The following is a 13,529-nucleotide window of genomic DNA, read 5'->3' as shown; positions in this document are numbered from 1 at the left end:
CGTTACAAATTAACATAAAGCTCTACACCAAAGCTAAACTTACCCGTGTTGCGCTGGCTTAACGTTAGTGAGTTGTTGCCTGTTAGGTATGGCTCATAATAAATCATATTGTTTACATAAAGGGAAAGACCACCAAAGTTACTAAGCTGTTTAGTAAGTCTTCCTTGCAAATTCCATTCTACTGGCGATTTTGAAGGCTTATTATCGCTAACACGAAGAGTAAGGTCATTAATAGCAGCTACATCAACTCCTGTTGGACGTGACGCATAATACTGGCCATCCATACCCAAGAAACCTGACATCATGTCCGCTGTTATAGGATGCTCAATAAGGTCTGCACCAAAGTAACCTATAGGATTCTTACTTGCTTTAAAGGATGTATGCCAGTCATACCAAATTGCCTGAGCTGTGAACGAAGCCACCATCTTGAGTGCTGGAATATTCGTTACGACACGCAATGTATTGAGGAAACGACGATACTTTTCGTAATCTTGTCCTGAAGGATAGACTACTCTAAATGGTGTAACACTATAACTTGAATAAGACGTTGGCAATAATGCTGCCCTTACAGCTTCTGTATTGCGACCTGTTGAATAGGTCTTTGTCTCAGAATAAGCACCACTAAAGAAGAAAGATGTGTGCAAAGGACGAATCTCTCCAAGTTCAAAATCAAACTCTAAACCTTTATTAATAGAGGTGTTTGTATTACCAACTGCACCCGTTGTCATATAGCCATTAAAGGTACGATAAGGGTTTGTATAATCAATTGTTGTAGCCTGTCCCGCTGTTATATTCAGTCCCTGTGCCTGCGTAAAGATACTATAAGGATAGACAAAGAACTCACCTAAGGATTCAAAACCATTCGGTGTACGGTCACGATAAGCAAGAATACTCAGACGACGACCACCTTTCAGTTTAAAGTCTACGCCCAACTCAACTTTAGTAGTTGTTGCATTCTTCAAGTTCTTAGAGTAATCTACCTTATAAGCCTGCGTATGATAGACCAGCAACTGTGCTGTAGGATCAGTCTGTGGGAAATAGTTAGCAGCCACACGGTCATCATATTTGGTATCAGGATAGAGATAAGCCAATCCTGGAGTCTTAGAGTTAAGACCAATACCACCACGAATATCAAGCCAAGGAGTAACGCTAAATGAAAGATTTAGACGTGGGGAGAGTGCTGTTGTAGCTACATCACTAAACGGTTGCATGGCTGTAAGGCGAAGTCCAAGGTTCGCACGCAATCTGTTAATCTTATTAATACTCCACAAGAAATTATCCTCTGCGTATGCAGCTATCTGATGTAAGCCTGGCACATCATTGAAAGCACGTGGACGACCATTGCTATTGGGTTGTAGTGGTAACAAATCATTGTCGTTATAATAGCCCTTTCCACTATTCCAATCATAGCGGTATTCCACACCAACTTTAAAGTTCTGGCGCGTCTTACCGGCTTTGAAATAGAAGGTATCATTAATCTTTGCAAACAGATTACCAGGTCTGCTCTCTGTTCTTCCAGTAGCCTTATAAGACTGTGTCTTCCAAGGTACGTTGAAATAACCGGTTTCTTTAGATGTCAAGATAGGAAGTAGACCTGTGCTAACAGGTACAAATGCTGTTTGTACATTGTCTGTCTCTCCATAGCTAAGACCTAATGTATAATTGAGCGAACGCATAAAAAGCTTATCCAGAGAGATACGACCATTATGCGTCAGACCAACCGTTACGGTCTTATTCTTGGTTTCCGTACCATCTTGAATAGCATCAGGATCTTTACCAGACCAGTCTTGTGAAGACAACATACGGAGTTTTGTCTCTGTGTGCCAACGCTTACTAAGATCATAACTATACCCCAAATTGAAAGTATAACGGTCATAACTGCGTGTCTTTTGACGTGGGTCGCCCCAAGCCTTAGCATAGTCTAAGTTTACATTCATTATACCTGCCTTGTTCAAAGAGAAACCCTTTGTCAGCGAAGCATTTGTCATAGCAGGGTTTACTTTCGCCTTAATCTGCCATGGAGTTACACCCACTTTAGAGTGAACAACCACAAGACCACTTGTCAAATCACCATACTCAGCAGAAGGAATACCACGTATTACCTCTACATTATCAATGTTATCGGCAGCTATCTGACGTAAATCTGTACCTGTAAAAGTCGTAGATGAGAATTGTCCTTGTGTCAACAATCCATTATTAGAGATAGGAACACCATCAACAACAATACTTGAACCAAAAGCACTTGTATTATTATTACGGAGCGTACGGAGCTGTAGATTAGACTTCTGAGTCATGTCTACATTGCCCATCTCTTTACCTGGAATGAGCTGCATGATATCAGCTAATGACGAAGCCTGTAAGTGATCGATTGCCTGACGCCCAATAATAGAAGACGTGGAAGCATCCGATGCATTCTGCTTTGCCGTCACAACAACCTCCTTTAATGCCAAAGAGGTTGGAACAAGCTGAACATTAACTGTTAAATCTTTCTCTACTTTGAGTATAGTCGTATAGGTTTCATAACCCACATAACTAACTTTCAGCGTAAACGTGCCTGCTGGAACCTTTTGGAATACTGCTTTTCCGTCTATATCCGTTACATTAAAAGAACCTAATGGATCAAGCGAACAGTTAGCCATAATCACACTTTCTTTCGTATTCTTATCGGTAACAACAATGTTAACAATATGACTTTCTGCTGCTTTTGATGTTCCTTGAGCTCTTAAAATTTGCCCTATCGACAACAATAACAATAGAGCTATGAGCTTTATTACTTTCATTTAAAAATCCTGAAATTTATATTCGAAAACTAAATACCGTTGCAAAGGTAAAGCAAAAATAACAGTTTAACAATACTCTAAGTTAGGTATTCTTTAGATATTAACACATCTTTTTTACCGATAGGAACAAGATAAATCCAGATACCGATACCCTCAGCACTGCAAACATGTCACCACGGCTCACCGTCGAAATCAATGCCAATCGGTCCGCCACCGAGTCTGTTGTTACTGGTTTTCCAACCGTCACTACCTGCAGATACCACAGACCTGTAATCTTCTTCTTTACTTTTTGAAAATGCCATAATATTAATACTCTAAAGTTGATAAATATAGTTTGTAAATTAAAAAGTTCGCGAACAATCTTAAAAAAGTTCGCGAACAATTTCCGATTTGTTCGCGAACTCTTTTTCGTTTATCCTTGACCAACAGTCAACGTTCCTTTTAGTCCTCTGGCACAGGTCCAGGATTCTTTCCATTTCCCTCGTCTTTATGAGAAGGTTTTGAACTAGAGTTTTCCTCCTTCACCGTTTCATACGAGTTCTCGCGCAGCGCAGCTTTCAGCTCTACACCCGGCGTAAACGTTACGCGCGGCTTGATGGTTTCTGTCTTAAAAGCCTTTTCCGTTGCAGCCCCCTCGCTTGAAAGAGTCAGGCGCATCGTGCCAAACTCCCCCAACTGCACGCTAAAGCCATCGCGGAGATAATGAGGCAGACTGTCCATAAAGTTTGACAACACGTTTTCGATGTCACCACGTGTCAGCGAAGAACGCCCCGCAATGTCGCGTGCAATATCCCGCAAGGTATTCTTACCAAGATTTACAGGATTAGCATAGTACTTTTCCTCTGTCCGCTTCTGCGGATTCTTTTTCTTTTGAAGTTTAATCTTCATAATTGTTTTGTTTTTAAAAGTAAATATTTAAGTTTTTACGGCATTTACACCTTGGTTTGTTCCATGGTTTATTCTCCGTTTTTCATATTCTCTTCTGAATAAGGCTTTTATTCAGTTTGTAGTGTCAATGGTTTTCTTTTTGTTTTTCCAGTTAGAAACCTTCTTTGTCTTCAAGATAATAGCATTTCCGTTTATAGAAAATTGTAACTTCCAGCCATCTTTTTTCAGAGCTAAAGGAGGGCTTTTAATTTTCCTACGGTCGGAAGAAAATTTTCCTTTGTGAAAAATTTCTTTCCAACCGTAGGCACATAAATTTCTCACCGTAGAGAAATTTTCTTCCGACCCGTTAGAAATTTTCTTCAAACGGTTTGCTTATTTACTTCTTTTACCCCGTTAGGCACTCCCTCCCCTTTGGGGAGGGTTGGGGTGGGGTTTTAGGACTACTCGAACCCGACGACCCTATACCCGCCGCGGCGGTTGGTGTTGTTCACGCCGACGCTACCACTGTAGAAGTACAGGACGTACGCGCCGTCATGGCTCCATGGGTTAGCACTTGACGACCAATAGAAGCCGCTGCCGCCAACGTCGTACAGCTGACCAGAGTAGTAGAAACCCAAGGCGGGCAGGTAGAAGTAATTACCTGCATCAGCCGCATCGGGGAGAGTATGAGATACTACAGACCAGCTATTTCCGTTGCTATTTGTTCGCCAATCATTACCGTCTACTGCGGTGTTAGGGTTAAATCCGCTTATATTCGCTTTCTTCTTAAACCACATGCCACCTTTATATAAGTGACCCATGGTTGTCCATAATTGGTCTGCGTCCCAACGAGGATCGCCCTTTGCAGCGTACCAGGTCATCTCGTTAATATTGGGAAGGTCTTTACATGATGTGTGGGTTGCTGGATTACTTACGCCATAACCTGGGTAACTCTCGTTGTACCAACGAGACACATCACTGTTACTCTGCGCGTAATTTGATGAACTGCTACCGATTAGTGTTGGCTGACCTGTGTTTCCTGACAAGTGCTTTGTCCATTCGTAACCATACCAATATTGTTTCTCTGCATCCCACATGTAATAATGGTCGCCGTCATAATTACGTACGTTAAGGTTAGCTGTCATATCGTAGTAAGTGTTTGAAGCATAAGCAGTAGCAGGAAGAGTCTTCGTAATAATACCCTCTACGTTGGTTGCTATGTCTTTTATCCAATAACGTACTTTTAAGGTATGAGTGCCTGGCTTAATCACCATGTAAGCTCCGTTAGTTGTTACGCTGGCTGAACTGTTGCTTAGTGGGAAGCCATTTGGATTAGTACTACTGCCGCTTGTAGTCAAGATGATTTGTTTGCTGCCTGCTGAGCCTGTAAGGGCACCCGTGCTTGTGTTGATTGTATAAGTCTCTGCAATATCATTATCAGAGCTTACCTCCACCTTTGTTAAGTAACAGTCATGTAGGACAGTGTTGCTTATGTAAGGCTGGAAGACAAGGTAAGCTGGCTGATGCTCTAACTGGAAACTAAAGATGCTACCGCCTACTGCTCCTGTTGCCGTAGCTGTACCATAGTCGCCTGCGGTGCCGAAATGCTCGGTATTGTTAGGGGCGATCTGCGTTTGGTTAGCAGAAATAGTTACTTGGCTGCCGTTACTGTTCTTACCCAAGTAATAAACTTTATAACTTGCACTTGCGCCAAACTTGCCAGGTACTCTATAACGGAAAGAAGCCACCTTTTGGTCTGGAGCGTTCGAACTCTTCTGCAATACGCCGTCGTCGTCCTTTACGTAGATATAGTCGCCTGCTTCCCAATAGAAGTCACCGCTATTATAATTCAGTGACGTACGGGTTTTTGCCTCGTCGCCTGCTACGAAGGTTGTTAGGTTCTTGTCGTTATCACCCTCTTTGATGGTTGGGTTTTGCGCCACATCTTCCTTAGCACAAGATGCGAAAGTCAAGGCGATTCCGAACACGACAGCCAAAGACTTTAGTTGCGATGCAAATGAATATTGTTTTATTGTTTTCTTCATCTTTATTCTTTTTAATTTGTTCCTTTTGTTAATAACTCTCTCTTAGTCTTCCCATGAGGTAGGGACTTCGTCTTCGAAGTCTTTCTCATTCCATTGACTTGCCTTAGCAGCAGCAGGACCAGTAGCCTTGTTTGCCTTCCTGTGCTGGCTAGGGAACGACGTGTCCATCAAATAAGTGGTTTCGCTCACTTGGATTATCATGCAACGTGGTGCAGAATAATCCTTCTTTTCTTGTTTCTTTCTCATTGCTTTTTTGATTTGATTAAAAATAGTTGTTATCTACTCTCTATTATGTGGCTTCATTGCTCACCTTTTATTATATACATCCTGATAACTTTATCATCTATTCCTCTTAACCATTTGCCTTCTCCCTCTCTACAGGCAGACAGCATCTTACTGCTGCCTGCCCGAGAAATCAACGAGAGAAAACAAACTATTACTAGAGAATTACAAGTATCTTTTGTGGTAAAACCAGTGCTTAAAACGTTCTTATTTTGCTTTCTTGACAGCTCGCAAACGGGCACAAAAAAGCGAACAAAGGAAACTCCGTGAAGTCCTTTGTCTACAACGGTTACGGCACGCTTCGCGCGCGCGTAGGATGGAAGAAAAAAAGTATGATTAAACGCTAGTAGCGCCTGTGTGTGTGTGTGTGTGTGTGTGTGTGTGTGTGTGTGTGTGTGTGTGTGTGTGTGTGTGTGTGTGTGTGTGTGTGTTAGCAAAATATCTGAAACTACCAAATATAAAGCACTAAAAAAGGCAAAGAACTCAAAGTTTCTTTGCTGCGCTGAATTGGCTGGATATGTCATTGCTAATTGTTTCACGGGCGCAAAGGTAAGACATCTTTTTAGAATGGGCAAGGAAATCTAAAAGAAATATATAAATTAGACCGAATAAGCGAGAGAAGACAGGATAATTGTCTTGTCTTATGAGAAATTTAGAATAAAGTACAACTATAGTAAAAAGAAATCGTCCATGGCAGAGATTTAGACTCTACTACGGACAATTATCACAACCATAAAAGACGAATAGACTTCTTGTATATGGTTAGAAGTTTACCTAAACAATTACTTTACTGTCACACGACGCTCACGAATCAGCTTAATCTGACGTAACAAATCGTTGTAATGAAGGAGATTGATACCTTCACTTTGTGCTGCTTGTGCCTTACAGAACTGCTCAACAGTATCTAAATGCTGCATGAGATAGAGCATAATATCAGAATTACTTGCACGGTCAGCAACGGTTGGTTTGTCGTTCTGAACAGGATTTAAAAGGCTATTCAGTTGGTCTACATAGTTACGCTCGAGTAAGCGGCGTGTACGTACCTGCATATCATTAAGACCAGCGAGTGGCTTCCAAACACTGTGGAACAAATCATTAAGATAGTCTTTGAACTGATAAGCACCTGCCTCACGCTGGTCCTTATAAATCTTATCCATAATGGTTCCGTTCATCATCACCTTCAGAATACGATCCTGATAAGTACTGATTTCGTCGACAAGGTCGGTACCTGCAATATCAGTCATAGATGAAGGATAAAGCCAAAGTGGTGCTTCAAACACCTGACGACCGATATAGTCGACAGCATCTCTACCCTTCTTAGCTGGTGCAACCTCATAAGGTTTCTGCCCAGGCATATTGTTAATGTAACGACCACCAATGTTCTTCAGTACGTGATTCGTATAACGTCCATACTGACCAACAACACTTCGCCACATTTCCATGCGGTCCTCGTACTGGTCGTTAGGCTGACGTGTCCACTCTGGCAGCTTTGCTATGATACGTTTCAAGTTCTTAATACCATAATCACTCGCCTTCACATTGTCATCTCCAAGGTCTTCTGTCTGTGCACGTGGGTCTTCATTCTTACCCTCACCACCAAACCAAAGACGCGGATTCTTAGCAAGAATGGCTGTTGTCTCAGTCATCAACTTCTCCTTCTCGTCCATCTCATCTTTGAACTCTGGACGATACTGATAGCCCCAACGGATTGCCCACTTGTCGTAATCGTTCACACGTGGGAAGAGTCCACGCTCTGAAACGTTGTCTTCTGGCTGTGCAACGTAATTGAAACGAGCGTAGTCCATAATGCTGGCAGTATGACCATGTTCCTCTACCCACTTCTTATCACGTAGTTTCTCTACAGGAGTAGCATGGCTTGCACCCATATTATGACGCAATCCGAGTGCATGTCCCACCTCATGACTTGACACAAAGCGAATCAACTCACCCATGAGTTTATCGTCCATGTGTACCGTTTGCGCACGCTTGTCCAATGGAGCGCACTGTGTGAAGTACCACTTTGTCAAGAGGTTCATCACATTATGATACCAACAAATATGACTTTCGATAATCTCTCCACTACGTGGATCAACTATACGAGGACCATATGCGTTTTCAATCTCAGCTGGTAGATAACGAAGAACATTGAAACGAGCATCATCAACACTCATCGTTGGGTCATTAGGCCACTCTTTTGCCTGTATAGCATTCTTAAAACCAGCAGCCTCAAAAGCAACATTCCAATCCTCGATACCCTTCATCAAATAAGGAACCCACTTCTTTGGTGTAGCTGGATCAATATAGAATACGATAGGTTTGATAGGCTCTGAGAGTTTACCCTTTGCATATGCCTTCTTATCTTTAGGCTCTAAACGAAATCGAGAGATAAACTGCTCACGGTCTGTCTTAGTCTGATTGTCGCTGAAGATAGTATATCTATTCGTAAAATAACCCACACGATTGTCCCATACTCGCTTGCGCATAGGTATCTTTGGAAGAAGAACAACACTGGTATTCAGTCCGATTGTCATCGCACCTGTATAAGAAGCAGGTACCGTAGAAGGTGCACTTGAATAAGTACGTGTCGTAGCAATCTCCACATTAATTGGGTAAACCTTCATCGTATCAATGAAAGTACGGTCAGACATGAGTCCACCTAACTTCAATTGCTTTGAGTTATCTGACGACACACTCAGCACAGCATTGTCTTTAACAAACAATGGTGTGACATCAATCAGCTGTGCCTTAGTATCCTTGTTACGTCCAATCACCTTAAATGAAGCGACAATAGGGTCAGCCGTAGAAGCTTTCAACGTACGAGAAATACTGCTCTTAGGGTCAGCCTCTTGTGAAAGAACGTAGGCACGAAGCAACATTGTCTTATCATCACGTTGCTCAAAATAAACAGTTTGTTGGTTTACTGCCTCTCCAGCAAACTTACCAAAGTTCTGTGGAACGGCTGTAAAACGAGTCACAGCGAGCAAGTATCGACCTATAACTGAGTCTGGTACCTCAAAGTACCATTGGTCGTCAATATGTCTTACGGTAAAGAGTCCATTCTGAACACTTCCTTTTTTCTTCACGAGTTGATCATAAGCAGAAGGCTTTTCTTTCTCTTTCTCAGGTGCTTTCCCTTTCTGAACATTCTGTTTTGTGGTGTCCTTGTGCTGTGTAATCGTATCTTTTACGGCACGATAGACAAACCTGTTACCTGCTACACCTACTCCACTTCCGAGCATAAGCGCAAACAGACAGGCTGTTGCTTTTCTGTTGATTGACATAAATTTATAGTAACTTTACTTTGTATTTACTGTTTGAGAGAATGAAGACAACCTTATTTCAATACGGTTGCTTTACGAATACGGACATCAACTAATGGACGATCGTTGGCATCAACAGGCTGGCGTTGTATGCGTTCAACAACATCCAATCCATCTAACACCTGTCCAAAGACAGTATACTGTCCGTCCAAATGAGGCGAGCCACCCACTTCTTTGTACATTTGACGTACCTCTGGTGTCATCTGCACTGTACTGTCTGTATGTTCGTTAAGGCGCTTCTGTGCCCAGTCCAGCTGACCATCAGAGAACTTTATACCCCATACAATATAGAATTGTGAGGCTGATGACTCTCGTTTTGGATTGACATCATCGCCCTCACGAGCTGCAGCAACAGCTCCACGACGGTGTAACAGCTTCGGATAATCTATCTCTGCAGGGAGCGAGTAAGTCTCTGGCGTATCGCCTAAAGCCTGTCCTGGCTTTGCTGTCTTTGAGCCCATATCACCTGTTTGAATCATAAAATCTTTAACAACACGGTGGAACAACACCCCATTATAGGCACCACTTCGCACCAACTTTAAGAAGTTATCACGATGACGTGGTGTCTCATTGTAAAGTTGAATACGAATGTTTCCACTATCTGTTTCTAATAATACTTCATGGCGTAATGTGTCAGTTAAAGACTGTGCATGAACATTAGCTACGAACAAAGCCAATAAAAAGGAATATATTAACTTCTTCATCTGTTTTAATAAAGCATAAATTTATTCGCAAAGATAAACAATTAAGAACAAATAACCTAATTAAGCGGGAATAAAAAAGCGACTAAAAGACGACATATGTCGAGGAAAGAACGTACCTTTGCACAATGAATGCAGGTCGTTGGTAATATCTTCTCGTGAATTATTTACGTGAAAAGAGGAGTTTATTTTCATGGAAATAAATGTATTTTATCACGTAAATAAAAATTTATTTCCATGAGAATAATTTGTGAAAGCAAGTCTATACATATTAAAGTAAGGAAAGAGAGTATTCATAATAACGACTGAATTTCAATGATTTAATATTAATTTAAATTATAACAAACAACTAATGACACAAACAAAAAGTATATTTCAACGACCATTATGGGTGACTATCTTTGCCCTAACAGCTGCAATTGCATGGGGCTGGGCATATCCCTTGATTAAATTAGGTTTCTCAGAATTTGCCATCTCAGCAGATATGACAGGCTCTAAAATGCTTTTCGCAGGTATTCGTTTCTGTCTTTCGGGACTAATAGTATTGGCGATTGCAGGTAGCAAAAAGCGTAACTTCAAAGTGAAAAAACCTATAGATTGGTGGTATATCCTTCTATTCTGTATGATGAATACCACCTTACATTATGCCTTCTTCTACTTTGGATTATCACATAGTGAAGGTTCACGAGCCGCCATACTCAACTCGCTTAGCGTCTTTTCTGTCGTTATCTTCGCTTGTATCTTCTTCAAGAGCGACCGTATGACAGTCAAGAAGATTATAGGATGTATTGTTGGTTTTGCTGGTATTCTATCACTCAACTTGGGTGGAGCTGAGAGTGGAAAGTTCACTTGGTTAGGTGACGGAATGATTATCCTCAATGCCCTTTGTGGTGCATCAGCATCACTGCTTACACGTGGATTGGGCAAACGTGTAGATGTATTTGTTGGTACAGGCTACAGCTTAGCAATAGGTGGTACATTATTGATTATCCCTGGACTAATGATGGGTGGTGAACTTCCACAGATTACCCTTTTAGGTATTACTTACCTACTCTTGCTCATCGCTATCAGTACATTAGGTTTCACGCTCTATAACAAACTGCTCACTTGCAATCCTGTTGGTAAGGTAGCTATCTATAACTCATTGATTCCAGTTGTCGGTGCAGTTACCTCATGCCTATGCCTTGACGAAACATTCTATATCAAATATATGATAGCTGGTGCATTAGCTGCAGGGGGTATATACATTATTAATAAGAGTTAGACACCTAAACAGCTACTTTGTGCAAAGAAACCATAGCTATAGAATGTCCCCAAAAGACAAGTTCTATGGTACCATTGTCACATAATAGCATCTTAACATCCATCAGATTGTAAAATAAAATCATAGTATCAGAAAACAACTAAGGCTTAATTGCATTCGAATTAAGGCTTAATTGACGTGTAAAAGGGCGTTAGTTACATCCTAACTAACGCCCTTTTGCAATGCTATTAAGCACCTATTACCTTATAGTTTTATAAATACCTGTTTATCTGAAACTTACAAACGCATTCAAAACAGTAGTGTTTTGATGAGAAACATGGTATAAAAGCCATTAAGATTGTAATAATATTTCAAATCTATCGACGACCGTGATAACCCATACCATGCTTCTCGTCATGTTTGAAACGAGTAGTAAAATCGGGCTTTTCCATCTCTATTGGATTTGCATTTAGCTCTGGTTCGCCCATCCACTCTACAATCTTATCCACCCATAGGGCAGCACCCTGACGTGTTGGATGAATACCATCTGCTCGAGAAGCAATGACAGAACTACTGTCAAAGAATCGACCTTCACCCGTACATTCACGTATCACATCAACAATTGTTCTATCTTTTATCTTCTTCCAAGGGAGAGGACCAACCCATACATATGGAATATTACCAACACGACTCAGAATCGTTTGAATTGCTGTTTCACGTCTACTATAATCCTTATAACCTAAGTCATTGGTACCTAAGCTAATAATTATATAAGTAGGACGCACTCTTTCAATCTGATATTGAAGGTCGGCAGCAATCGCCCAGTCACGTGTTGTGCTTCCATACCATACGATTGAATGAAACTTAAAACCGTTCTTTACGGCATAATCATTAAATCGAGAGCCAAGACCATCAGCCATAGAGTCACCAATGAGAAGTACTACTTGGTCACGACTTTCTGCCACCTGTGACACTCGGGTTGTCGATGTGGGCAGTGGTTCCATTGCCATCTCTTCTACCAAGGCTGAAGCTGTTTGAGATTTAGCAGCTACAGGCATTACATCTGGCTCTACAGACTTAGCTGGTTCGACATCATGTTCGTTTATTCCATTAGCATCCTGTGCTGAAACAGCAGGTGGCAAGAGGAAAAGAAATAGTAATACTATAAAACACTTTATTGTTCTCACAATTATTTATTTTTGCGTTTAATGGCGTGGTCATACCGCCATATCTCTACGCTGTTAATAATATTCTGCCACAAGATGTAGCAGCCTGGACCCACAGTTGACAATGGATTCAGATAAGTGTAGGCTATCCAGATAGCAAAAGCAGTGTTCTTCTGCCCTAAAGCCTGTCCCGCATTAATCGTACTGCGGAAGAAATGACCAATATATCTGCCTATGGCAAATTGTATCAAGCAAAGCACTAATGCCAACACTGCTATCAACAAAAGGAAGCTAACAGCTACCTCAGCATGAACAATATTCTTTACTGTTGTGCCTGAAACGATGAGTAATGAACATCCCCATAGATAATAACTGAGGTTATTCATACTGATTACCCACTGATAGAACCTACATAAAGTGTGCCAATGTTTCGTTATATAGGCTAAAATCATCGGTACAACCAATACTAAACACACCTTATATAGAATTGCCACAAAGGCACTCCAGAAAGTTATATCTGCTTCAGCATCAAGCAAAGGAAAGCAAACTGGTATCAACAAGGCACAGAGAAAGTTGGAGAGGAAGGTATAAGTTGTCATTTCCTCAAGGTTTCCACCTAACTTCTGTGTAACCACTGCGGCTGCTGAAGCACAAGGACAAATGATACAAGTGAGTAGAGCTTCAAGTAATATGAGCGACTTACCTGTGACATGGAAAAACAAGATTGCCCCAATAACAACCGCAACCATCAGCACTTGAGAGACTGCTATCCAAAGATGCCAACCTACTGGAATTAGCTTACGGAAGTCTACCTTGCAGAAGGTAACGTATAAGACGAGGAACATAAACAATGGAAGAGCTGCGTCAAGGATAGGAGCAAAAAAGTTTGCTGCGCCATCCAAGGCTGGTATAAAGACAAAAATAAGGTATAATAAGCTACCTGTAGCTATTGACACTGGCAGTGTCCACTCCTTTATAAATTGTATGATTCTCCTCATCTTTTATCATCAAATCATGCAGTTTCTCCCCCTTTTCAGAAAGAGAATGGGCTGCAAAGTTACGAAAAAAGACTGAAAATCAGCAATATAATTCAAAAATCGTAAATATGAGTAACTATTCAGCGGT

The 13,529-nt window shown here is 41.2% G+C and carries 9 protein-coding genes and 1 pseudogene; 1 reads left to right on the top strand and 9 read right to left on the bottom strand.

What is annotated here, in order from left to right:
• Positions 1-2 precede the first annotated feature (2 nt).
• The 7 genes and pseudogenes from J4861_RS03355 to J4861_RS03325 all read right to left on the bottom strand — a co-directional run bounded on the left by J4861_RS03355 (position 3) and on the right by J4861_RS03325 (position 9,998).
• Positions 3-2,780, bottom strand: coding sequence for a TonB-dependent receptor (locus J4861_RS03355; RefSeq protein WP_211815797.1), 2,778 nt, complete (start codon positions 2,778-2,780; stop codon positions 3-5).
• Between the two features lie 151 nt (positions 2,781-2,931).
• A pseudogene (locus tag J4861_RS03350) lies at positions 2,932-3,087 on the bottom strand (HU family DNA-binding protein); the annotation flags it as partial.
• A gap of 134 nt (positions 3,088-3,221) precedes the next feature.
• On the bottom strand, positions 3,222-3,668 hold the full coding sequence (locus tag J4861_RS03345) for an HU family DNA-binding protein (protein ID WP_211815796.1): 447 nt from the start codon (positions 3,666-3,668) through the stop codon (positions 3,222-3,224).
• Positions 3,669-4,108: 440 nt separating this feature from the next.
• On the bottom strand, positions 4,109-5,692 hold the full coding sequence (locus J4861_RS03340) for an Lcl C-terminal domain-containing protein (RefSeq protein WP_211815795.1): 1,584 nt from the start codon (positions 5,690-5,692) through the stop codon (positions 4,109-4,111).
• Positions 5,693-5,734: 42 nt separating this feature from the next.
• The gene (locus tag J4861_RS03335) at positions 5,735-5,938 is read right to left on the bottom strand and encodes a hypothetical protein (protein WP_211815794.1); all 204 of its coding nucleotides are present in this window, start codon (positions 5,936-5,938) and stop codon (positions 5,735-5,737) included.
• Between the two features lie 818 nt (positions 5,939-6,756).
• On the bottom strand, positions 6,757-9,255 hold the full coding sequence (locus tag J4861_RS03330) for a zinc-dependent metalloprotease (protein ID WP_211815793.1): 2,499 nt from the start codon (positions 9,253-9,255) through the stop codon (positions 6,757-6,759).
• Between the two features lie 53 nt (positions 9,256-9,308).
• Positions 9,309-9,998, bottom strand: coding sequence for a peptidylprolyl isomerase (locus J4861_RS03325; protein ID WP_211815792.1), 690 nt, complete (start codon positions 9,996-9,998; stop codon positions 9,309-9,311).
• 349 nt (positions 9,999-10,347) lie between these two features.
• On the opposite strand from J4861_RS03325, the gene J4861_RS03320 reads away from it, so the two are divergent.
• Positions 10,348-11,259, top strand: coding sequence for a DMT family transporter (locus tag J4861_RS03320; protein WP_211815791.1), 912 nt, complete (start codon positions 10,348-10,350; stop codon positions 11,257-11,259).
• A 356-nt stretch (positions 11,260-11,615) separates the two neighbouring features.
• On the opposite strand, the gene J4861_RS03315 is transcribed toward J4861_RS03320, so the two are convergent.
• On the bottom strand, positions 11,616-12,425 hold the full coding sequence (locus tag J4861_RS03315) for an SGNH/GDSL hydrolase family protein (protein ID WP_211815790.1): 810 nt from the start codon (positions 12,423-12,425) through the stop codon (positions 11,616-11,618).
• A gap of 2 nt (positions 12,426-12,427) precedes the next feature.
• Positions 12,428-13,402: a bile acid:sodium symporter family protein gene (locus J4861_RS03310; RefSeq protein ID WP_211815789.1), complete on the bottom strand. Its 975-nt coding sequence runs from the start codon at positions 13,400-13,402 to the stop codon at positions 12,428-12,430.
• Between the last annotated feature and the right edge of the window lie 127 nt (positions 13,403-13,529).

Origin of the sequence: Prevotella melaninogenica, from assembly GCF_018127925.1 — a bacterium.
Taxonomy (GTDB): Bacteria; Bacteroidota; Bacteroidia; order Bacteroidales; family Bacteroidaceae; genus Prevotella; species Prevotella melaninogenica_C.
The sequence above is the reverse complement of the archived record's forward strand: the minus strand, read 5'-3'. Positions and strand labels throughout refer to the sequence as shown.